Origin of the sequence: Aphanothece microscopica RSMan92 (assembly GCF_046613545.2) — a bacterium.
GTDB lineage: Bacteria > Cyanobacteriota > Cyanobacteriia > PCC-6307 > Cyanobiaceae > NIES-981.
Genome location: NZ_JBKKKY020000039.1, coordinates 1 through 20,517 on the forward strand (window position 1 = coordinate 1; position 20,517 = coordinate 20,517).

General features: G+C 68.3%; 27 protein-coding genes, 2 tRNA genes and 1 pseudogene. 10 read left to right on the top strand and 20 right to left on the bottom strand.

Going from position 1 to position 20,517, the window contains the following annotated elements:
- The 3 genes and pseudogenes from ACLD7X_RS10990 to ACLD7X_RS11000 all read right to left on the bottom strand — a co-directional run.
- Positions 1 to 98 (bottom strand): annotated as a pseudogene (locus ACLD7X_RS10990) (phycocyanin subunit beta); the annotation flags it as partial.
- A gap of 334 nt (positions 99 to 432) precedes the next feature.
- Complete coding sequence (locus ACLD7X_RS10995) at positions 433 to 702, bottom strand: phycobilisome linker polypeptide (protein ID WP_411423680.1); 270 nt, start codon at positions 700 to 702, stop codon at positions 433 to 435.
- Between the two features lie 51 nt (positions 703 to 753).
- Positions 754 to 1,599, bottom strand: a complete 846-nt coding sequence (locus ACLD7X_RS11000; RefSeq protein ID WP_411423681.1) for a phycobilisome rod-core linker polypeptide — start codon at positions 1,597 to 1,599, stop codon at positions 754 to 756.
- A gap of 262 nt (positions 1,600 to 1,861) precedes the next feature.
- On the opposite strand from ACLD7X_RS11000, the gene ACLD7X_RS11005 reads away from it, so the two are divergent.
- A complete protein-coding gene (locus ACLD7X_RS11005) occupies positions 1,862 to 2,242 on the top strand; it encodes a hypothetical protein (RefSeq protein ID WP_412007277.1) in 381 nt (126 codons plus the stop codon).
- On the opposite strand, the gene ACLD7X_RS11010 is transcribed toward ACLD7X_RS11005, so the two are convergent.
- The 12 genes from ACLD7X_RS11010 to psbB form a co-directional block, all read right to left on the bottom strand.
- On the bottom strand, positions 2,232 to 2,834 hold the full coding sequence (locus tag ACLD7X_RS11010) for a chromophore lyase CpcT/CpeT (protein ID WP_411423683.1): 603 nt from the start codon (positions 2,832 to 2,834) through the stop codon (positions 2,232 to 2,234). The two genes, ACLD7X_RS11005 and ACLD7X_RS11010, sit on opposite strands and share 11 nt — an antisense overlap.
- Before the next feature lie 23 nt (positions 2,835 to 2,857).
- Complete coding sequence (locus ACLD7X_RS11015) at positions 2,858 to 3,091, bottom strand: hypothetical protein (RefSeq protein WP_425625180.1); 234 nt, start codon at positions 3,089 to 3,091, stop codon at positions 2,858 to 2,860.
- A 183-nt stretch (positions 3,092 to 3,274) separates the two neighbouring features.
- Positions 3,275 to 3,347, bottom strand: a tRNA-Phe gene (locus ACLD7X_RS11020).
- A gap of 25 nt (positions 3,348 to 3,372) precedes the next feature.
- A complete protein-coding gene (locus ACLD7X_RS11025) occupies positions 3,373 to 4,017 on the bottom strand; it encodes a ComF family protein (RefSeq protein WP_411423685.1) in 645 nt (214 codons plus the stop codon).
- A gap of 64 nt (positions 4,018 to 4,081) precedes the next feature.
- A complete protein-coding gene (locus ACLD7X_RS11030) occupies positions 4,082 to 4,357 on the bottom strand; it encodes a DUF2470 domain-containing protein (RefSeq protein ID WP_411423686.1) in 276 nt (91 codons plus the stop codon).
- A gap of 170 nt (positions 4,358 to 4,527) precedes the next feature.
- A complete protein-coding gene (locus ACLD7X_RS11035; protein ID WP_411423687.1) occupies positions 4,528 to 5,820 on the bottom strand; it encodes an FGGY-family carbohydrate kinase in 1,293 nt (430 codons plus the stop codon).
- Positions 5,798 to 7,045, bottom strand: coding sequence for a methionine adenosyltransferase (metK, locus tag ACLD7X_RS11040; RefSeq protein ID WP_411423688.1), 1,248 nt, complete (start codon positions 7,043 to 7,045; stop codon positions 5,798 to 5,800). The genes ACLD7X_RS11035 and metK overlap by 23 nt, the downstream gene beginning before the upstream one ends.
- A 70-nt stretch (positions 7,046 to 7,115) precedes the next feature.
- Positions 7,116 to 7,898: an HAD family hydrolase gene (locus ACLD7X_RS11045; protein ID WP_411423689.1), complete on the bottom strand. Its 783-nt coding sequence runs from the start codon at positions 7,896 to 7,898 to the stop codon at positions 7,116 to 7,118.
- Positions 7,899 to 7,903: 5 nt separating this feature from the next.
- Positions 7,904 to 8,959, bottom strand: a complete 1,056-nt coding sequence (locus ACLD7X_RS11050) for a 30S ribosomal protein S1 (RefSeq protein WP_411423690.1) — start codon at positions 8,957 to 8,959, stop codon at positions 7,904 to 7,906.
- Between the two features lie 147 nt (positions 8,960 to 9,106).
- A complete protein-coding gene (gene nrdR / locus ACLD7X_RS11055) occupies positions 9,107 to 9,589 on the bottom strand; it encodes a transcriptional regulator NrdR (protein ID WP_411423691.1) in 483 nt (160 codons plus the stop codon).
- Between the two features lie 225 nt (positions 9,590 to 9,814).
- Positions 9,815 to 9,910 (bottom strand): photosystem II reaction center protein T, encoded by a 96-nt coding sequence (locus tag ACLD7X_RS11060; RefSeq protein ID WP_006042122.1) that lies wholly within the window; start codon positions 9,908 to 9,910, stop codon positions 9,815 to 9,817.
- Between the two features lie 15 nt (positions 9,911 to 9,925).
- Complete coding sequence (psbB, locus tag ACLD7X_RS11065) at positions 9,926 to 11,485, bottom strand: photosystem II chlorophyll-binding protein CP47 (RefSeq protein WP_411423692.1); 1,560 nt, start codon at positions 11,483 to 11,485, stop codon at positions 9,926 to 9,928.
- 174 nt (positions 11,486 to 11,659) lie between these two features.
- Here psbB and ACLD7X_RS11070 point away from each other — a divergent pair, with 174 nt between their 5' ends.
- Together ACLD7X_RS11070 and psbM are read left to right on the top strand one after the other, a co-directional pair.
- Positions 11,660 to 12,124, top strand: a complete 465-nt coding sequence (locus ACLD7X_RS11070; protein WP_411423693.1) for a 2Fe-2S iron-sulfur cluster-binding protein — start codon at positions 11,660 to 11,662, stop codon at positions 12,122 to 12,124.
- A gap of 122 nt (positions 12,125 to 12,246) precedes the next feature.
- Positions 12,247 to 12,354, top strand: coding sequence for a photosystem II reaction center protein PsbM (gene psbM / locus ACLD7X_RS11075; RefSeq protein WP_087068001.1), 108 nt, complete (start codon positions 12,247 to 12,249; stop codon positions 12,352 to 12,354).
- Positions 12,355 to 12,466: 112 nt separating this feature from the next.
- Here the strand turns inward: psbM and ACLD7X_RS11080 are convergent, their stop codons facing one another.
- Positions 12,467 to 13,327 (bottom strand): universal stress protein, encoded by an 861-nt coding sequence (locus ACLD7X_RS11080; protein ID WP_425625181.1) that lies wholly within the window; start codon positions 13,325 to 13,327, stop codon positions 12,467 to 12,469.
- A 31-nt stretch (positions 13,328 to 13,358) separates the two neighbouring features.
- On the opposite strand from ACLD7X_RS11080, the gene ACLD7X_RS11085 reads away from it, so the two are divergent.
- From ACLD7X_RS11085 to ACLD7X_RS11115, 7 genes are all read left to right on the top strand, one after another.
- Complete coding sequence (locus ACLD7X_RS11085; protein ID WP_411423695.1) at positions 13,359 to 13,829, top strand: acyl-CoA thioesterase; 471 nt, start codon at positions 13,359 to 13,361, stop codon at positions 13,827 to 13,829.
- 181 nt (positions 13,830 to 14,010) lie between these two features.
- Positions 14,011 to 15,066: a DNA-processing protein DprA gene (locus tag ACLD7X_RS11090; RefSeq protein ID WP_412007278.1), complete on the top strand. Its 1,056-nt coding sequence runs from the start codon at positions 14,011 to 14,013 to the stop codon at positions 15,064 to 15,066.
- A 9-nt stretch (positions 15,067 to 15,075) separates the two neighbouring features.
- Positions 15,076 to 16,023: a peptide chain release factor N(5)-glutamine methyltransferase gene (gene prmC, locus ACLD7X_RS11095; RefSeq protein ID WP_411423697.1), complete on the top strand. Its 948-nt coding sequence runs from the start codon at positions 15,076 to 15,078 to the stop codon at positions 16,021 to 16,023.
- 5 nt (positions 16,024 to 16,028) lie between these two features.
- The gene (locus ACLD7X_RS11100) at positions 16,029 to 16,634 is read left to right on the top strand and encodes an L-threonylcarbamoyladenylate synthase (RefSeq protein ID WP_411423709.1); all 606 of its coding nucleotides are present in this window, start codon (positions 16,029 to 16,031) and stop codon (positions 16,632 to 16,634) included.
- Positions 16,635 to 16,643: 9 nt separating this feature from the next.
- Positions 16,644 to 16,799: a hypothetical protein gene (locus ACLD7X_RS11105; protein WP_411423698.1), complete on the top strand. Its 156-nt coding sequence runs from the start codon at positions 16,644 to 16,646 to the stop codon at positions 16,797 to 16,799.
- Between the two features lie 36 nt (positions 16,800 to 16,835).
- Complete coding sequence (locus tag ACLD7X_RS11110; protein ID WP_411423699.1) at positions 16,836 to 18,113, top strand: glycoside hydrolase family 10-like protein; 1,278 nt, start codon at positions 16,836 to 16,838, stop codon at positions 18,111 to 18,113.
- 153 nt (positions 18,114 to 18,266) lie between these two features.
- Positions 18,267 to 18,818: a hypothetical protein gene (locus tag ACLD7X_RS11115; protein ID WP_411423700.1), complete on the top strand. Its 552-nt coding sequence runs from the start codon at positions 18,267 to 18,269 to the stop codon at positions 18,816 to 18,818.
- 89 nt (positions 18,819 to 18,907) lie between these two features.
- Here ACLD7X_RS11115 and ACLD7X_RS11120 read toward each other — a convergent pair.
- The 4 genes from ACLD7X_RS11120 to minD form a co-directional block, all read right to left on the bottom strand.
- Positions 18,908 to 18,979 (bottom strand) — tRNA-Thr (locus ACLD7X_RS11120).
- Positions 18,980 to 19,004: 25 nt separating this feature from the next.
- The gene (locus ACLD7X_RS11125; RefSeq protein ID WP_411423701.1) at positions 19,005 to 19,232 is read right to left on the bottom strand and encodes a response regulator transcription factor; all 228 of its coding nucleotides are present in this window, start codon (positions 19,230 to 19,232) and stop codon (positions 19,005 to 19,007) included.
- Between the two features lie 60 nt (positions 19,233 to 19,292).
- A complete protein-coding gene (gene minE / locus ACLD7X_RS11130) occupies positions 19,293 to 19,610 on the bottom strand; it encodes a cell division topological specificity factor MinE (RefSeq protein WP_411423710.1) in 318 nt (105 codons plus the stop codon).
- 10 nt (positions 19,611 to 19,620) lie between these two features.
- Positions 19,621 to 20,439 (bottom strand): septum site-determining protein MinD, encoded by an 819-nt coding sequence (minD, locus tag ACLD7X_RS11135; RefSeq protein WP_411423702.1) that lies wholly within the window; start codon positions 20,437 to 20,439, stop codon positions 19,621 to 19,623.
- Positions 20,440 to 20,517 lie beyond the last annotated feature (78 nt).

Genomic DNA, 20,517 nt, shown 5'->3' on the forward strand with positions numbered 1-20,517 from the left:
TCTCCGACCATCGCCGAGAGGGCGTCGATCTGACCAGCGTTGATGAATTCGCCGCGGGCATCAGCCTGGGCTACAACCTTGGTGAAGGCGTCGAACATTGAAGAGCTCCTGTTCTCGACGAAGAGTCGGGGAGGGTGAAGGGTGTGCCAGGTTGGCTGTCACCCGGCTAAGCCAGGTACCTGTCAACTTGACTGAGCCATGTTGGCTCCTGCACCGGCAGGATCGGACGGCAATTTACAAATGGTCACTGCTTCCGGCAGGGTCCGTTCGCCCACGCCGTCCCGAAGCGAATGACCTGCTTCAGGCTGGCCTGGGACGGCGGCCAGCAAAAAGCCCCCGCGACTGCGGGGGCCTGAGGAAATCTGCCTGCACGGGCGTGGTCGGGGCCCGTGCGCTCCGCCGGGAAGGTTGGCGGACTCAGCGCAACTGGGCTCAGCTGTCCGGCTTGGATTCGGACTTCTTGCGGGTGGGAGCGACTTTGGCCGCTGCACCGGCGAGATCGCCGCCATTCACGGTAACGCCGGTGATCTTGCCTCCCATCCGTTGAACGAGGCGCATCGTCTCATTCATGCGGGTGTAGGGAACATTCATGATCATGTCCGCGGTGCGGGAATAATCATTGTTGGCAAGACCGGTCACGGTGAATGTGACCTGGCGGCTGTTGACAAAGCTGGTGCCGCGGGTGCCTGCAGAGACCTTCATGGCTGGTTGCGGATGGGGTGGGTTGGAGAGGTGACTGAGTTTTCGCTGGACTCAGTTCACAGGGGTGATGCTGGCGATGCGGCCGCCCTCACGGTGAATCTGCTGTTGGTACTGGAGCAGTTTGTTGAAGGGGATGAAGCGGACACGGTTGCTCCGCTTATGGAGGCGGTAGTTGCTGAAGCCGGTGATTTCCACGCGGAAGGTGCGACCTTCCTCGCCAGCTCCCACGCCCTGCCGGGTCACGCCATCACTGGGGACTTTGCGGAAGACGGCACCCTTGGCGTTGGGGCTGACCACCGGAAGGGGCTGTTCTGCGTGGACCGCAGGATTCAGGCGTGACTGGGTCTTGAGAAGATCACCCCGGACGGAGGCACCGACGCCTCGGGTGAGCTGCAGCATGTAGGAAAACTGGAGTCCCTGCTGGCCGGAGTTGTAGTTGAAACCGTGCAGGAAGGGCACCATCTCCTCGCCGAAGCGTTCCTGGTACTCGGCACTGTCGATGTAGGAATCGATTTCGGCGTCGTAACCCTGCTCCTGAAGGATGGTGAAGTGATGGAGCATCTCGGCCTTGTTCTGAGGAGCCCGGCCGAGCAGATGCTTGAAGTTGAGCTCGATGAAGCGGTAGGGGTTGCAGTTCTCGAAGAACTTCTGCTTGTAGAGACCGCTCTTGGCGACCTGCCGTACAAACTCCCGCACGCTCAGGTAGCCACGCTTGAACAGCGACTCGGGGCCTTCAAGGCGCTCGCTGTTCATGATGTACTGGTTGCCCAGGACCTGCTTGTAGACAGCACGGATCAGGGCCGCCTTGTCGTTGGCGGTACCGTTGATCCAGTTCTCCTTGGTGCGGTCGTTGGCGAAGCGCTCGATGCCCAGATAGGCAGCGTTGGCGAGAGTCATGGGCTTGGGGCCGGGGGGAGGAAATGCGAGGTGCCTGACGGCCTGCGGCGGAAGACCAGAAGACCAGGGCCGAGGGACGCCAAGAGTTCGGTGCAGCAGGGAGATGCTCCACCGATAGCTGCGTCCAGGATCCTATGGGCCGTGCTACGGGGAGCGACAAGCCTTTCACAATCGTTACAAACCGGGCCCTGGCGTGGCCGCCCAGGGCCGATACGATCGCCCGAAACAGCTCCGCCTGAGGGGCATCCCGGAGCGACTGGCCATGGGGGACGCAATGGACCTTGGGAGCAGGGATGCTCGCCCGGCTCCGTTCGGCAGCGATCCCGCCGAGCGGCTGGCCTTCCAGCTCAACACCCTCACGGAGGTGGTGGAGACGCTCACGTTCCGCCTGCTCGAGCTCGAGGAACGCATGGCCGCCCAGGACCTCCGCCTCCAGCCCCTGCTGGAGTCAGGGCAGGCCTCGGCGGATCCGTTCCACGAGGAGACGGAATTGCGACTGGAGGACACGGAGGATCGCCTCAGGCGTCTTGAGTCCGTGCTCAACGGCCTTGAAGCTGGCGGCGCTGCCCGGCATCTTCAACCCCTGGACAACCCTTTCCCTGACGAGGGCGAACAGCCGTTCATGGATGAGCTCACGGCCTGAAGGCCGTCTCCCAGTCCGGCGGGATTTCGCTGCTGAAGTCGTGGGTGCGGCTGAAGTTGAACGGACCGGCCAGGGATCCCCACACCTGTTCGTGGGTCTGGGGGTCATGGCCCGTGTCGATCGTGCGCATCCCCTCGGCATCCAGTTCCAGCCGGCTCACCAGGTAGGTGGTGGTCCCTTTGCGCTCGACAAGGCAGCGACAGCCCGGTTCCACTTCTCCCACAAAGCCTCCGCCTTCCTCCCGCACCCGGTAGGCACAGCCTTCGAGGGGCCGCAGATCCGCAGCGGAGATGCGGCTGCGAAGCGCGTCATTCTCGACGGCACCCCAGAAGCGCTCGTCCTCCTGGATCGCCTGGTTGTGGATGATCAGGCCGTTCTCCTGGCGGTCGGCCCGCAGCACCCGGATCCGGTAGGGGGCTGCGGGGTTGATGGCGTAGCTCTGCTCCAGCAGCAGGGACCCCGGCGCCAGCTGGGGCAGCGGGCGGAGCTTCACCAGGATGTGGGCGTACAGGGGCGGGTTGTCAAAGGCCTGCTGCTGATTGCTGAAACCGGCGCTCAGCAGCCGCACCAGCCGACTCAGGGCGTTGTCCATGTCGCTCAAGTTAGGGCCTGGCGTCAGAAGCCCAGCAGTCGCAGCCGGAAACGGGCCACATCCTCCGCCAGTTCCGGGCTGGCGATGCGGAAGGGGTGGTCGGCGACCTGCTCGAGCACCCGGGCGAGTTTGGTGTCCCGGTCAAGCCCGTGGTCGGGATTGTGGAGATCGTGCTGCCGCCAGGCCGCATCGAAGGCCTGGGCAAAGCTGTCGGCGTTGTTGAAGATCTGGGGACTGGTGCCGGTCGGATCGCGCATGGGTTGGGTGGCTCCCGCAGTGGGGCTCATCGCGGCTGGCGTTTCTAACACTGCCGCTAACCCTGGCACCCTGGTCGTGGCTGCAGCACAGCGCCAGGTTCGTGCCCCCGTAGGCACCACGCCCGGTCATCGGGGCACCGAGCGGTCATCGGGGCACCGAGGGGACACTCTGTGCGGAAGGCATGCCAGGACCCAGATTTGAACTGGGGACACGGCGATTTTCAGTCGCCTGCTCTACCAACTGAGCTATCCCGGCCCGTCGCCGCAGCGACGAGGGGATCTTAGATCACGGCCTTCTTCTGGGGTGGGGGCGAGGGGGTGCGGGCCAGGCAGGCAAGGCCCAGGGGCCGCCAGCCCGCCTGCCTGAGCGCCATCGCCGCGCTGCAGGCCGTGGCCCCGGTGGTGAGGATGTCGTCGACCAACAGCACGGGGCGGCGGCCCCGGCGATCTTGGTGGGCCTGCATCAGGCTGCGGAAGGCGTCCTGCTGGTTGGCCCAACGCAGCTCGCGGTTGAGCCGGTGCTGACCCAGCACCGGATGGCTGCGTTCCAGGATCTGGCCGCGGGGCCAGTCGAGCTCCCGGGCCAGCAGCTGGGCCACCAGGGGGGGAAGGGGGTTGGCGCGGCGTTTCCAGCTGGGAATCGGCACCAGCAGGGGACGGGCCGCGGCGGGCCTGTCCGCCGCCAGTTCACGCAGAACCGTGGCGATCACCGCCACGAGCGGCTCCAGTCTCTGAGGCCGCAGTTCACGCCGCAGGCCCAGCAGCCGAGCGCGCAGGGCTCCCTCATAGCGGCCAGCCGCCCACCAGGGCATGGGAATCAGCCCGCTGATGGCGGCCGGGGCAGCCGTGGCCTCGACAGCTGCGGGGAGGATCAGCCACTCCAGGGGGAGCAGCCCGGCCAGGGTCGGCCAGGGAGGGAGGGCCAAGGCGGAGGCGGGTTGGGGTCTGTCTCCCCAGCGTTGCCACAGACTCCCGGAGCGTTTGGGGCGCTCAGTCCTGCGGCTGGGGCATGGCGCGGAGCATCGCCACCAGGGTGCGGTGGGCATCCTCGCTGTCGCTGAGGGTGTGGTCGAACGCCACGGAGATGAGGGTCCCATCGACCTCCAGCGCCATGGCCTCCGGTTCGATCGCCACCATGCGGGCGGTTCCCGGGTTGGTGACACCCCCGTAGTGGCGGGCGTAGTTCAGCACCGCTTCGCTGTGATCGGCATTCATGTGCTTGCAGATCCGATCGCTCACGGCGGGGGTGAGGGGGTCGGCGGCCATCGTGAAGGGGGCTGGGATTGGGGGGATTCTGGATCGCCTGAGGCCCGGAGGGCTTCAGGCGCCGGCAAACCGCTGCCAGAGCAGCAGGGCAAGCCGGAGGGCGCTGAAGCCCACATAGCCCGCCAGCACCACGAACAGTCCCATGGAGATCCAGGTGCGGAGACGTTCGTTCATGGGGCGGGAAGGGCAGTTGCCGCCAGTCTGGCCATCCCCAGGGCGGCCGAGAGCCTCGGCCGGTTCAGCACCGGCACCCCCAGCCGCTGCTGGCGGATCCGTCGCCACTGGGGGTTGCGGGCGCCGCCGCCGAGGCTGATCACACGGTGGACCTTCGGGGCTCCCAGCTCCGCCAGCCGCTGCCAGCCGCGCTGCTCCAGCACCGCCAGTCCCTCCAGCAGGGCCTGCAGGTAGAGGGCATCGCTGACAGGACGCGGCTCGAGCCTCGGTTCGAGATCGGGATCATCCTCCGGGAAGCGCTCGCCCCGCCGCGGCAGTGGCCGCAGGTTCAGGCCACTGGGGCGTGATGGATCGATCTGCCGGCTGAGTTCCCTGATCTGTTGATCCGTGAAGAACCGGCGCAGCACCCCGCCGCCGGCATTGGAGGCGCCACCCACCAGCCAGCGGCCGGCGACCCTGTGGCAGCTGATGCCGGGGCCCCTGATCGGTTCCGGCGTGAACTGCTTGAGCACCAGCGTGGTGCCCAGCACGGTGATGCCGTCGCCGGGAGCCGGGTCGGCCGCCAGGACCCCGGCATTGGCATCGGTGCTGCCGGCCACCACCCGGCAGGCGCGCGGGAGTCCCAGGGTCCTGGCCGCGGATGGGGCGAGGTGGCCGAGGTCGGCACCGCTGGGACGGATCTGGGGCAGGGCGTGACTCCAGGACTGCGCCGCGAGGCTGCCGCTCCAGTTCCGGCGCTCCAGATCCCAGCCCAGCCGCAGGTTGTTGCCCTCTTCGCCCCAACGCCAGTCGCCCAGCAGCCAGCCCATCAGCCAGTCGGCCTGATGGCGGAGCAGCAGTCCATCCGGGTCGGATCCCGGCAGCTCGGCGAGAAGTTGCAGGGCCCGTGCCAGGCTGCCGCTGGCGCCTGCCGCTGGACTGGCATCCGCCCCGGCCCCAGCCAGCTGGCGTGCGGCTTCAGCCTGCTGCGGGCAGGCCAGGTGATAAGGAAGGGCGTGGCCGAGGCGGTCCGGCAGCAGGCTGCCGTCGGAGCGGCAGAGCAGCAGGGTGCCGGAGGTGCCATCCACGGCGAGGGCGCCGATGGCGCTGCGCAACGCATCGGGCAGCCGGGCGCAGATCCTCACCAGTCCCAGGCGCCAGCCCTCCGGGTCGGTGAAGGGAGCGGGGTAGGTGGCGGCTTCCTCGGCGAGGATCTGGCCTCCCGGCTCGATCACCACCAGCCGAAGGCCGCTGGAGCCCAGATCGATGCCGAGGGCCAGGGGCTGGTCAGGCGGCTGTGCGCAGTGCACTGGCCTGGCGGAGGATCTCGGCCACCGTGCTGACATCCTCCCAGGGAAGCTGGAGGTCGCTGCGGCCGAAGTGGCCATAGGCCGCCACGTCCTGGTAGAAGCGGCCACCGCGCTGCTGGGGCAGGTCGCGCAGAGCGAAGGTCTCGATGATCGCGCCAGGCCGCAGGTCGAAGTGCTCCTGCACCAGGGCGGTGAGATCTGCGTTGCTCAGGCTGCCCGTGCCGAAGCTCTCCACCAGGATGCTCACGGGTCTGGCCACACCGATGGCGTAGCTGAGCTGCACCTCGGCCTTGCTGGCCAGGCCGGCGGCCACCAGGGCCTTCGCCACGTAGCGGGCGGCGTAGGCCGCCGAGCGGTCCACCTTGGTGGGATCCTTGCCCGAAAAGGCGCCGCCCCCATGGCGGGCATAGCCGCCGTAGGTGTCGACGATGATCTTGCGACCGGTGAGCCCGGCGTCACCCTGGGGGCCACCCACCACGAACTTGCCGGTGGGATTGACCAGGAAGCGGGTCTCGGCTTTCGAGGGCTTCAGGTCCAGATCGTCGGTGGCGGGCTCGACCACGTGGGTCCAGAGATCGGCGGCGATGCGCTCACGCAGGGCCCTCTCCTCACTCACTCCGTCGATCTCGGCGGTGTGCTGGGTGGAGATCAGGATCGTGTCGATGGCCACGGGCTGGTCGTCCTCGTAGACCACGCTCACCTGGGTCTTGCCGTCGGGCAGCAGGTAACCGAGGGTGCCGTCGTGGCGCACGGCGGACAGCCGCCGGGCGAGGCGGTGGGCCAGGCTGATCGGCAGGGGCATCAGCTCAGGCGTCTCGTTGCAGGCGTAGCCGAACATGATCCCCTGATCCCCTGCCCCCACCAGGTCCAGGGGATCGCCCGCGTGGTCGTCGGCCTCATTGACCCCCTGGGCGATGTCCGGCGACTGCTGATCCAGGGCCACCAGGACGGCGCAGCTGTTCGCATCGAAGCCGCCGGCGCGGGCCCCCGTGTAGCCGATCTGGTTGATCACCCCACGCACCAGGGTGTTGAAGTCGACCCGGGCGGTGGTGGTGACCTCTCCGGTGATCAGGCACAGCCCGGTGTTGACCACGGTCTCGCAGGCGACCCGGGAGGCTGGATCCTGGGCCAGCAGGGCATCGAGAACCGCATCGCTCACCTGGTCGCAGATCTTGTCGGGATGGCCTTCTGTCACCGACTCGGAGGTGAACACGTACCGGCTCATGGTGCCCCTGCCAAATGACCCCACAGGATATGTGGTGAGTCGCCCGATCCCACGGGTGCGATCGGGCGCGTCAGCGGCAGCGGGCCTGGAGATCGGCCCACTGCCGCAGCTGGGGAAAGCTCGGGTCGAGGGGTGGAGGGCTGCGCCAGCCGGCCACATAGCCGAGCACCACGCCGACCCCGGCCTGCCGGGCCATCAGCAGATCGCTGTTGGCGTCACCGATCAGGGCGCAGCGGGCCGGCGCCACACCCAGTTCGTCGCAGAGGGCATGGACGGCGGCGGGATCGGGTTTGCGGGGGGTGTGCTCGGCACTCCAGAGGGCTTGGAAATGCTGACGGATGGCCTGGCTGTCCAGAAAGGCCTCGATGCCCCGCACCTCGTCGTTGCTGATCACGGCACAGCGCACCGATGCCCTGGCCAGCTGGTCGACCAGGTCGTGGAGCCCTTCGGTGGCCAGGGGCCTGTGCAGGCTGCCCTGGCCATGCAGGCTGTCGGTGGCGCTGAACACCCTCTGGCTGAGCTCGAGGGCCTCGGGCCAGCCCAGACCCACCTGGCTCAGGGCGGTTGCCGTGGAGATCAGGTTGTGCTCCCGGCTGGCCACCGCCGTGGTGCCCGCCGGGTTGATCGCTTCACCGTCGAGCCCGTAGGCACGCTCGAGCAGATCCTTGAGCTCGTGGTGTCCGGCGGAGCCGACCCAGGGATGGTGTTCGGCCAGCAACTGGCCGCAATGAAAAACCCTGGCCTTGGCCAGGGCATGGAGCATGGGTTCGCTGATGGAGAGGGTGCCGTCCTTGTCGAACAGAACGGCTTCCACCTCTCCGATCGGCTGGCCCGAGAGCAGCAGCAGGGCCACGGGGATCAGTCGAGGGTGACACCCATGGGCTCGTTGTCCTCGGCCTGCTCCAGCAGCATCTGCTTGTAGCGGGCTGCCATCTCCTCGGCCTTGTCGAACACCTTCTGGGGGTCGGTGAGCATGTCGCCGGGTTCGGGCTCGAGCGCCTTGGTGGAGAGGGAGATGCGACCGCGTTCGGCGTCGAGGTCGATGATCATCACCTTCATCTGGTCGTTGACGTTGAGCACCGTGTGGGGCGTCTCGATGTGCTCGTGGCTGATCTCGGAGATGTGCAGCAGGCCGCTCACCCCACCGATGTCGATGAAGGCGCCGTAGGGCTTGATGCCTCGCACCGTGCCGAGCACCACTTCGCCCACCTCGAGGCGGTTCATCTTGCGCTCCACCAGCGCCCGGCGATGGCTCAGCACGAGGCGGTTGCGCTCCTCGTCCACCTCCAGGAACTTCAAGGGGAGGAAGTCGGCCACCAGCTCTTCCTTGGCCTTGCGGGTGCTGATGTGACTTCCGGGGATGAAGCCACGCAGCCCTTCGACCCGTACCAGGGCACCACCGCGGTTGGTGGCGAACACCTCGGAGTAGATGGTGGCGTCTTCCTTCTGCAGCTGGCGCACCCGCTCCCAGGCCCGCTGATACTCGATGCGGCGGATCGAGAGGGTGAGCTGTCCATCCTCGTTCTCTTCGCTGAGGATGAAGAATTCCCGGATCTCGCCGGGCTCGAGCACGTCGCTGAGCCCCTCGACCCGGTTGATCGAAACCTCCTGCAGGGGCATGAAGGCGGCGGTCTTGGCGCCGATGTCGATCATCGCGCCCTTGGATTCCAGGGCGAAGACGGTGCCGTTGACGACGTCACCAGGCTTGAAGTTGTAGTCGTACTTGCTGAGCAGCGAGGCGAACTCGTCCAGCGTGAAGCCCACGCCGTCGAGGTCGCGTGAGGCGGCGCGGCTGCTCGGGTCATCCGCCGTGGGCACCTCCTCCGGAATGGCGAGGTCGAGATCGGCAGCCGCTTCAGCGGCCAGGTCCTGATCGGCCTCGATGGTGCTGAGATCGGAAGGGGTCACGGTCATGGGGATCGGCGGCCTGCCGGAGGCAGTGTGAAGGGTTGGATGGACCCGCCCGCCAGCAGGGCCATCGCAATGGGTCACTGTATCAATGCGTCCGCACCCTGGATCAATGCGCCCGTACCCACTCGGATGAGCGCGTACGGCGGGCGTTCAGCCGATGGTCGCCAGCGCCTTGGGCTTGGTGGCTCTCCGCAGGCCTTCCAGGGTCGCCACGAAATCACTGATGCCCTGGAACTGCCGGTAGACCGAGGCGAAGCGCACGTAGGCCACCTCGCTCATCTCGGAGAGCTGATGCAGCACCAGTTCCCCGATCTCCGCACTGCTCACCTCCCGGCCGGGGCGTTGCTGGAGCTGCAGCTCGATCTCGTCGACCACCAGCTCCAGCCTGGCTGGATCCAGGCCGGTCTTCTCGCAGGCTCGCAGCAGGCCGTGCAGAAGCTTGGCCCGGTTGAAGGTTTCCCGACTGCCGCTGCGTTTCACCACCGTGATCGGCACCGTCTCCACCCGTTCGTAGGTGGTGAACCTGAATTCACAGTTGAGGCACTCCCGCCGCCGCCGCACGCTCCGCCCGCTGTCAGCTGCCCGCGATTCGAGCACCCGACTGTCGGTGTGTTGGCAGGAGGGGCATTGCATCCCCGAGGGTCCGGGCTGTCGTTATTGAAGTTTAAGCAGCACTTCTGCCTTTGAGAAGGGCAACGGAACGCGCCGACACGGCGGTTGAGGCCTGGTGGGCCGCCCGCGCTTCGGGCTTGGGGTCCCTGGCGGTCCCGCGCCAGGGAGGTGCTCAGATGCTGCCCAACCATGAAAAAGCCCCCGGCACGAGTGCCAGGGGCAGGATTCGAGGCGGTGATGGGATCGTTACTTCCCGATCTTCGGAGGATCGCGGAAGGCGATCGCGAAGAAGAGGGTCGCGATGGCCAGGGTCAGGATCAGGATGTAAGCAAAGCTCTCCATGGGGTGCTCCCGGGGTCAGCTGAGGGGTGTGCCGGCCGGTGGCACAAAGCCCTCCGGCAGACGACGGGTGGATTTGTCGCCGAGCTTCTGGAAGAGGCCGAACTCAACCTGTTCGCCCAGGTCAGGATCGATCCCGGCGAACACATCGCGGTAGAGGGTGCGGGCACCGTGCCAGATGTGGCCGAAGAAGAAGAGAAGGGCGAAGGTGGCATGGCCGAAGGTAAACCAGCCGCGCGGTGAGCTGCGGAAGGTGCCGTCGGAGTGGTAAGTCTCGCGGTCGAAGTCGAACGCTTCGCCGAGCTGAGCCTTGCGGGCCAGACGCTTGACGTCAGCAGGATCGGTGAAGGTCTGGCCGTTGAGCGCACCGCCATAGACGGTTGCGGTCACACCGGTCTGCTCGAAGGAGTACTTCGCCTCGGCACGCCGGAAGGGGATGTCGGCGCGCACGATGCCGTCCTGGTCCTGCAGAACGACAGGGAAGTTCTCGAAGAAGTTGGGCAGGCGGCGCACCTCGAGATCGCGTCCGTCCTTGTCGGTGAAGGCGATGTGACCCAGCCAGCCGGTGGGGAGGCCGTCCCCGTTGACCATGGGACCCACCCGGAAGAGGCCTCCCTTGGCGGGGCTGTTGCCCACATAGTCGTAGAAGGCGAGCTTCTCGGGAATCGAGGCGTAGGCCTGTTCCTTGGTGGCGCCATTGTCGAGAGCCGTTTGAACCCGACGGCTGATCTCAGCCTTGAAGTAACTCTGGTCCCACTGGAAGCGGGTGGGGCCGAAGAGCTCGACGGGGGTGGCTGCTGCGCCGTACCACATGGTGCCCGCGACGACGAAGGCGGCGAAGAAGACGGCCGCAATGGCGGAGGCCAGCACCGTTTCGATGTTGCCCATCCGCAGAGCCTTGTAGAGGCGCTCGGGGGGCCGGGTGGTGATGTGGAAGATGCCGGCGATGATGCCGACGATGCCGGCGGCGATGTGGTGGGCGACGATGCCCCCCGGGTTGAAGGGGTTGAAGCCTTCGGGGCCCCAGGATGGCTGAACCGGTTCGAGATGTCCGGTGAGCCCATAGGCATCACTCACCCACATCCCCGGGCCGAAGACACCGGTGAGGTGGAAGGCGCCGAAACCGAAGCAGCCGAGGCCTGCAAGCAGCAGGTGGATCCCGAAGATCTTGGGAAGGTCGAGGGCGGGCTCACCGGTGCGCGGGTCCTGCCAGATCTCCAGGTCCCAGTAGGTCCAGTGCCAGATGGCGGCGAGGAACAGGAGGCCGCTGAAGATGATGTGGGCCGCCGCCACGCCCTCGAAGCTCCAGAAGCCAGGGTCGACACCGGTTTCACCGGTGATGCTCCAGCCGCCCCAGCTGCCGGTCACGCCCAGGCGGGCCATGAAGGGCATCACGAACATGCCCTGGCGCCACATCGGGTTGAGCACCGGGTCGGATGGGTCGAAGATGGCGAGCTCGTAGAGCGCCATGGAGCCGGCCCAGCCGGCCACCAGCGCAGTGTGCATGAGGTGCACGGCGAGCAATCGGCCCGGGTCGTTGATGACGACCGTGTGCACCCGATACCAGGGCAATCCCATGGGGGGTAGTTCTGGGTGGGTTGGGCGATCGTAAGGGCGTGACGGTTCCTGCGGAGGCGCTGGTTACGGACCGCAACGGCGTCTCGCCTCCGTCTCGCTGCCGTCTCACCTCCGGCCCAGCGCCGTCTCGCCGGCTGGGCGTCGCACAATGAACGCCGCTGCCTGCCCTGAACCATGCCGGTGATCCGTTTCCTGCGGGAGGGGTGCGATGTGGAGTGCTATCCGGGCGAGAACCTGCGCGAGGTGGCCCTGCGCGAGGGGATCCAGCTCTACGGACTCAAGGGGACCCTGGGTAACTGCGGCGGCTGTGGCCAGTGCATCACCTGTTTCGTGGAGGTGGCCGATGGCGCCACGGCGTCCGCGCTGAGCCCGCGAACGGCGGTGGAGGATCAGAAACTCCGTCGTCGCCCCCAGGGCTGGCGTCTGGCCTGCCAGGCCCTGGTGCAGCACTCCGTGGTGGTGCTGACCCGTCCCCAGGTCGGGCTCCCCGACAAGGAGGCCCGGCTCGCCGCGGCCCTCGCCTCGCCCCTGCCGGCTGGACCCACCAGCTGGCCAGCGCCCCCAGAAACTGAAGCCGAGGTTGAGCAGGAGGCTGGCGGGGAGGAAGCGTCCTCGGCAGCGGAGGAGGGCCGGCTCTGAACCCATCGGGCCCGCTCCCCGCTCCCCGCTCCCCGCGCACTGGAGCGAGCGCAACGAGCGGTGAAGCCCCGGGAAGGTCACCCTGTTGGCGGTGATACCCTCCCAGCACCCTCAATCCCCCTATGGAAACCAACGATCTCGGCTTCGTCGCCAGCCTGATGTTCGTCCTGGTTCCGACGGTGTTCCTGCTGGTGCTCTACATCCAGACGAGCAGCCGCCAGGGCGGCTGAGCGCCTCCCAATTAGCGCCCCCCAAGCGCCCCGCCATCAGAGGCTCAGCTCAGGGGCGCAGTCAGAGGGCCGCCAGGGGGAGCACCCGCCAGGCCTGGCGGCGCAGCCGGCTTCAGCGCCGCCCTTCGGGCTCGCGCACCAGCAGCACCGGTGCCGGGGCATGCACCCGGATGTAATCGCTCACCGAGCTGCCCAGGAGTCGGTCGAGATCGACCAGGGCCTTGGCGACGACCGGTCGCCGATCCTGCGAGGCGATGACCAGCAGGTCGGCCCGGCATTCTTCGGCCGCTGTACAGAGGGTTCGGGCCACATCGCCGGTGCGGTGGAGGGGTTCCATCGCCACACCCAGGGAGCGGGCCCGCTGCACGGCCTTCTCGAGCACCGCATCGGCCGGGGAGTGGCCGCCGCGCGTGGGGGCGAGGTCCTGGCGGCTCACGTGCACCCCGGTCAGGCTCCCGCCCGGAACCTCCCTGACCAGTTCGCAGGCCAGTTTCAGGGCGTCATCGCCGACCCCGGTGCCGTCGATGGCCACCATCACGCGGTTGACGTGGCGGACGTAGAGGTCATCCCGGACCAGGAGCATCGGCCGGGTCGAGAGCTGGAAGACGTACTGGCTGGCGCTGTTGCTGAGGATCGACTGGAGCCGGCTGAGCCCCCGCGATCCCATCACGATGAGATCGGCGCCGAGTTCCTCGGCGACCCGCAGCACCGTCTGCTTGGCATCCCCCTGGCGGATGATCGTGTTGATCTCGGCCGGGTCCAGCCCCAGCCGGGCCACGGCGGCGGCCACGATCCCCGCCGCCTGCTGCCAGTGCTGCTGGAAGTCCTCGCCGGCCTGCTCCGGCACGACGTGCAGCAGATTGAGGCGGGCCTGACGCACCACGGGGATGTCGCGCAGCATGCGCACCATCTCTTCGACGTGGCCTTTGCCGGAATCGGCGATCAGAACGTTGCGGAACACGGACTTGGGCACCGGGCTGTCCGGCAGCCTATGGCGGTTTTCCGTGTCCCAGGTCCCAGCCATGCAGACCGTGATGCAGCCCAGGGGCTGGCTCCTGGAGCGCCGCGTGCTTCCCCAGCACACCGACCATGCCGGGGTGGTCTGGCATGGGGCCTACGTCGCCTGGCTGGAGGAAGCGAGGGTCGAGGCCCTCGCGGCTGCCGGGCTGCCCTACAGCACCCTGTCGGCGCGTGGCCTGGAGATGCCGGTGGTGAGCCTGCGCATCGATTACCGCCAGGCGCTTCTCCACGGTGAGATGGTGCGGCTCAGGAGCGAAGTGTTGCCCCGTCAGGGCGTGCGACTGCCCTGGAGGACCGTCTTCCTGCGCGGGGATGGGGACGAGGTGGCTGCCGAGGCCCACGTCACCCTGGTGCTGGTGGATCGTTCGGGCGGAGCGGATCGGCGCCGGGTGCTGCGGCAGTTCCCCGGCGACCTGGCGGCGGCCCTGGCCCGCCTGGAGCAGGGCCAGGATTAGGATCAGTACACATGTACTGATTTCCATGGGGTCTGTGCTGCGGCTTCCTCGGGTAGGCGGGGGTCCCGGCTCGTGCGGCTGGCCCGGCGCCAGGCGGGGGGCGGATGGTGCGAGGCTCCCGTGGGAGCAGGAACGGCGGCTGGCGTGGCTGCTCTGGGCCTCGTGCCCTGGTGTCGGCTGGATGCGGTTGCGGGCCATCGAGGACCACTTCGGCTCCCTGCTCCAGGCCTGGCAGGCGCCGCCGGAAGCCTTTCTCTCCCTCCCGGGTCTGGGGCCGGCGTGGCTGCGGCAGCTGCAGCGGTTCCGGGCGCACTGGGGTGCGGAGCCCCTGGCGGCTTTCTCAGCCGCTGTGGCGGGCGGCCGCCGGGCGCTGCTGCCCGGTGATCCGACCTACCCGGCAGCGGTGGCCTCCCTGGAGCGCCCCGCGCTGGCCCTGCGCTGGCGGGGGCAGGGTTCGCTGTGGCCCCTGCTCGCCAGGCGGGCGGCCGTGGCGGTGGTGGGTACCCGCAGGCCCTCCCGCCATGGCCTGGCGATGGCGGAAGCCCTGGGGGCCGCCCTCGCCACGGCCGGTTGGCCCGTGGTGAGCGGCCTGGCCGAGGGCATCGATGCCGCCGCCCATCGGGGCTGTCTGGCCGAGCGGGGGCGGCCGGTGGCGGTGCTCGGCACCCCGCTGGAGCGCGTTTATCCACGGCATCACACGCAGCTTCAACGCCAGGTGGGCGAACGGGGGCTGCTGGTCAGCGAGCACCCCCCGGGGGCCTCGGTGCGTCCCGGTCACTTCGCCGCCCGCAACCGCCTGCAGGTGGCCCTGGTGAGGGCCGTCGTGGTGGTCGAGTGCCCGGAGCAGAGCGGGGCCCTCCAGTCGGCCGGCCTGGCCTGGCAGCAGCAGTTGCCGCTCTGGGTGGTACCCGCTGATGCGGCCCGCCTCTCGGCGCGCGGCAGCAATCGGCTGCTCAGCCAGGGGGCGACCCCCCTGCTCGAGCCCGCGGATTTGATCCGTCAGCTCGGTGCTGCTCCGCTGGCTCCTCGGGCCGGGAGCCTGCCCTGCGGTTCGGCGGCAGCGCCGCTCGCCGGGGTGGAAGGAGCTCTCCTGGCGGCTCTGGCCGAGGGGGCTTCCCTCGAGCAGTTGTGCCAGCTCACCCAGGAGTCCGCACCCCAGATCGCCGCCCGTCTGCTCGCCCTGGAACTGGCGGGCCTGGTGCGGGCCGAGCCGGGCCTGCGCTGGCGTCGGCTCTAGCCTCGTCCCATGCGGAAGACGCTCCCCACCGCTGCCGATGCCGACGGTGGGCCCCAGGGGCCTCCACCGTCCGATGGCGTGCCGGGGGAGCTGCTCGCGGGCCGCGAGCTGCTGGCCTGGCGCCGTCGCTGTCTGGCCTCGGGCGGTCGTGCGGCTGATCTGGACTGGCTGCTGGATCTCGCGGGGGGATTGCCCTGGCCCACACTCCAGCGGGTCCATCTGGATCCGACCAAGCAGGTGCAGCTCACGCGACAGCGATCCGCGCTGGAGGCGTTGTGGCGGTGTCATCTGGAAACGAGCAAGCCGCTGCAGTACCTGGTGGGCCGCTGCCCCTGGCGGGACCTGGAGCTGCAGGTGGCGCCGGGCGTGCTGATCCCGCGCCAGGAAACGGAGCTGCTGGTGGAGCTTGCCCGGGATCGCTTGGCCTGTCCCCCGGCACGGTGGGCCGATCTGGGAACGGGTTCCGGCTGTCTGGCGATCGCCCTGGCGCGCCTCTGGCCAGGCGTGCAGGGCCTGGCGGTGGACCTCAGCCCGCTCGCCCTGGCCCAGGCCGAGCGGAACCTTCAGGCCGCCGGGGTCGGCGAGCAGGTCCAGCTGATCCAGGGGAGCTGGTGGCAGCCCCTGCGCTCGAGCTGGGGCCGGCTGGAGCTGGTGGTGGCCAATCCTCCCTACATCCCCACCGCCGTCTGGGCCGGCCTGGAGTCCGGCGTCCGGGAGCATGAGCCTGTGCTGGCGCTCGATGGTGGAGCTGACGGGCTGGAGGCGATCCGGCAGGTCGTCGCCGGTGCGGCCCAGGGGCTGGCCCCGGGGGGCTGGCTTCTGCTGGAGCACCATCACGATCAGAGCCCGGCCGTGCAGGAGCTGCTGACCCTGGCCGGTCTCGTTGAGACCTCGGCCCACCGGGATCTGGAGGGAACATGGCGGTTCGCCTCCGCCCGGCGGGGCCGGCGTGAGTGACCCGCATGCGTGAACGGATGGCCCAGGACAGCGTCACCTCCGCCCCCCTGCTGGCGGCACGGCTGAGAGGAGGGGAGCCTGCCCTGATCCCCACCGATACCCTGCCTGCCCTGGCGGCCACGCCGGAGCACGCCCAGCAGCTCTGGGCCCTGAAGCGGCGGCCGGCGGACAAGCCGCTGATTCTGATGGGGGCCGATCTGGAGCCTCTGCAGGAGGCCCTTGGCCTGGCCTGGCGGCAGGAGTGGCTCGCGATGGCCAGCGTTGCCTGGCCCGGGGCGCTCACCCTGGTGCTGCCGGCTCGCGGGCCGGCGGTGGAGAGTCTGAACCCTGGTGCCACCAGCCTCGGACTCCGCATCCCGGCCTGTGCGGTCACCCGGGAGCTCCTGAGGTTGAGCGGACCGTTGGCGACCACCAGTGCCAATGTCTCCGGCAGCCCTGCGGCCACCACCGCGGCGGCAGCTGCCGCCTGCTTCCCCGGTGTGCCCCTCCTGGGCCCCCTGCCCTGGCCGGAAGCCGGCGGCCTGGCCAGCACCGTGCTCGCCTGGAGTGATTCGGGCGCGTGGCAGGTTCTGCGGGCCGGTGCTTACCTGCCGCCAGGTCTCACCCCCTGACGCCGTTCCATGGCGGCCCTGATTCTGCTGCTGTTGGTCACGATGGGCCTCCATCACTGGGTGACCAGCCCCCTCCTGGCCAGCGGCACCTGGCTGCTGCAGGGCAGCTGGCTCCCCGGCGTGGCCCTGCTGCTGGGGGTCTGGCTGCTGGCAGGTCGCCGCTGACGGGGCTTAGGGTTCGCGCCCTTGGCAACGGGCTGGTTGCGGCGTCGTGTTCACCTGGTTACAGCTGTGCTGGCCCTGCTGGCCTGGGGGCTCACCCTCCTGGGTCATGGGGCCTTCCCTGTCGCGGCCCAGCAGCCGCGGGCCGAACTGCGCGGGGTCTGGCTGACCGCCAACGACATGCCCGTCCTGCGGGACAGGGCCCGCATGGGCCAGGCGGTCGCCCAGCTTGCCGCCCTGCGGTTCAACACCCTGTACCCGGTGGTCTGGAACGGAGGCCTGGCCTACTACCCCAGTCGGGTGGTGGAGGAGCGCCAGATCCAGAGCTTCACCTACCGCGGTCTCCAGGGACAGGATGTGCTCGGTGAGCTGATCGCCGAGGGGCGTCGCCAGGGATTGCTCGTGATCCCCTGGTTTGAATTCGGCTTCATGGCCCCCAAGGACTCCGCCCTGGCCCGCCGCCATCCCGACTGGCTGACCCGCAAGCAGGACGGTGGGTTGACCTCGATCAGCGCGGCCGGGGAAGTGGCCTGGCTCAACCCGTTCCGGCCGGAGGTGCAGCAGCTGATCACCGACCTGGTGCTGGAGGTGGTGGGCCAGTACGGCGCCGATGGGATCCAGTTCGACGACCACATGAGCCTGCCGAAGGACTTCGGCTACGACCCCTTCACCATGGCGCTTTACCGCAAGGAGACCGGCAAGCCACCGCCGGCCAATCCTGCCGATGCTGCCTGGGTGAAGTGGCGGGCGGACAAGATCACGGCGTTCATGGAGCGTCTGAGCCAACAGGTGCGCGCCCTCAGGCCCGGCGCCCTGATCTCCATCTCGCCGAACTACTACGACTTTGCCTACAAGCTCCAGCTGCAGGATTGGCGGGCCTGGGTACGGCGTGGCATCGCCGATGAGCTGCTGGTGCAGATCTACCGCCCGGATCTGCCCAGCTACCTGCCCCATCTGCTGCGGCCTGAAGTGCAGGAAGCCAGGCAGAAGATCCCGACGGCCATTGCGATCATGAGTGGCCAGCGCAACCGCCCAGCGCCGCTGGACCTGCTGGGCCAGAAGGTGTTGGCCAACCGGGCCCAGGGGCTCGGTGTGGCGTTCTTCTATTTCGAAAGCCTCTGGGATCTTGGCCCCGAGCCCATGGCCGATCGGCAGGCGATGATCGGGCGCTGGTTTGCCACCCCCGCCCCGCGGCGCCAGCCTGCGGCAGCGGTGAATCCGGCCTCACCACCAGAGCTGCCTCCCATGCCCCAGCCGCCGCCCCCGCCCCCGCCGCCCCCGCCCCTGCGCGTCCCGGCGGCCGACGCCAGCGGTTGAGTTCCTGGCCGTCCTCGGGCGCGAGGGCCCTGCTCCCTGGGCTTGCAGGGTGTTTGCAGTTGCCCGCATTCGCTCGGGAAAGGCGGAGACCTCCTCTTGAATGCAGCGGGGCACAGGCCCCACCATCGCCGTTCCCCATCCTGCCCCCGGCCCATGACCAGCGCCCCTGAAGACACCCTCTGGTTTCGGGTGCTGCTGGCCCTGCGCTGGCCGCTGGCCCTGGTGGCCTCGGCAGCGATTCTCGGGGGGGTGCTGCTGCAGGTGTTGAGCCGCCCGATTCCGATTCGGATCGCCCTGGCACCGGGCCAGTCGCTTCCTGTCAGGGCCGATGTGGCAGTCGATCAGCTCGACCAGCCTCTGCAGGTGAAGCAGCTGAGTGACCAGCTGAACATCAAGACCCAGGAGGTTGTCACGGTCCGCGGTGTGGTGGACATCGCGTCCAAAGCCGCCATCCCGATCTCCGGTCAGCCGAAGGTGGTGATCACGAGTCCGGTGGACGTCAGGGCGTCTGCTCCCCTGCCGGTCAAGGCCACCGCCGAGGTCACGGCCCAGCAGGCCCTGCCCGTGCAGGGTGATGTGAATGTGAAGCACGACAAACCGGTCACCGTGAACGGAGCGATCAATGTGGACGGCGCGGTGAAAGTGGACACTGACGACAAACCCTTCAAGATCGAGTTTGACCGTGGCTTGATGGGAATTTTCTAGCGGTCCCTCCCAGCTCAGCGTTTCCGCTCCCTGTTTTCGCTCCCTCCCCGCCGGGTTCGCTCCGGCCGGTGCTGCAATGGCGGGTTGAAAGCCGGCTAACGGATTTGAACCGATGGCCTTCGCTTTACAAAAGCGCTGCTCTACCGCTGAGCTAAGCCGGCCGGAGATCCATCTCCAGGTTCCAGATTACCGGGCCGTCAGCGTCCAGATCAGCAGCTGGGTGCGGTTGCGGCAACCGGTCTTGGCCAGGAGGCTGGCGATGTGGCTCTCCACGGTGCGCACGCTCAGCACCAGGGCAGCCGCGATCTCACGGTTGGTCTGGCCGCGGCAGACCAGGCTGAGCACGCGTCCCTCGGCCGCCGTGGGGCTGGGCGGTTCGGCGGTGTCCACCGCATGGCTCTCAGAAGGGTGCATCAGGCCTCCGGAACGGGAGAGGGAACTGATTCCAGCCTTCCCACAGGATGGAGGTGGCCTTCAGGGGCTGCTCGGTGTCGGACTGGATGACTCACCCGCCGCCGCTGTCATCTCATCGGGGAGACGACGGGCCCGCTTGATCGGCAGGTTGGCCACCAGGGCGGTGACCCTGTCTTCCGTTTCCAGACTCACGTCCCCTCCCTCCACATCGATCTCAACGTAGCGGCTCACCACCTCGAGAATTTCGCGGCGCATCTGCTGGAGCAGCTCCGGATTGAGGTCGCTGCGGTCGTGGGCCAGCACGAGCTGGAGGCGTTCCTTGGCGGTGGTGGCGCTGGCCTGTTCCCGGCCGAGCAACTTGTTGATCAGGTCGCGCAAGGTCATCGGCTCAGAAGATCTTGGTTTGCATCAGGCGGCCGATCTTGGCCCGCAGGCCCTGGCGCTCCTTGCCTGGGTCGATCAGGGGCACGTCCTCGCCACAGAGGCGGCGCGCCACGTTGCTGTAGGCCCGGGCCGCCGGGGACTGGGTCCCGGTGAGCGTCAGCGGTTCCCCCCGGTTCGTGGAGACGATCACCTGCTCGTCCTCCAGCACCAGACCGAGCAGAGGCAGGGCCAGGATGTCGGTGACATCGTCCACGGCCAGCATCTCCTGGTTGGCCATCATCCGGGGCCGTACCCGGTTGAGCACCAGTTGGATGGGCTTGACCCCCTCGGTGTTGAGGAGGCCGATCACCCGGTCGGCGTCACGCACGGCGGACACCTCGGGCGTGGTGATCACGATCGCCTCGCGGGCCGCCGCCATGGCATTGCGGAATCCTCCCTCGATGCCGGCGGGCGCATCGATCAGCACGTAGTCGAAGCTTTCGCCCACCATCGCGGCGATCTTCTGCATGTCCTCCGGCTTGAGCCACTCGAGCATGCGTGGGTTGCCGGCGGGGAGCAGGGCGAGGTTCGGTTCCTGCTTGTGCTTCACCAGCGCCTGTTCCAGCCGGCAGTTGTCCGCCAGCACGTCCTGGGCCGTGTAGACGATCCGGTTCTCGAGGCCCAGCAGAAGATCCAGGTTGCGCAGGCCGAAGTCGGCATCCAGCACCGCGGTGCGGGCGCCCTGCTTGGCCAGGGCGATGCCCAGGTTGGCCGTGAGGGTGGTCTTGCCCACGCCTCCCTTGCCGGAGCAGATCAGGATGTAGCGGGTGGACGCGGCTACCACGGCACTGGCTGAGGTCGGGGCAGGTTAAGGCCAAATGCTCGGCCGGAGGCAACGGTGTGAGCCTCGGGATTTCCCGGA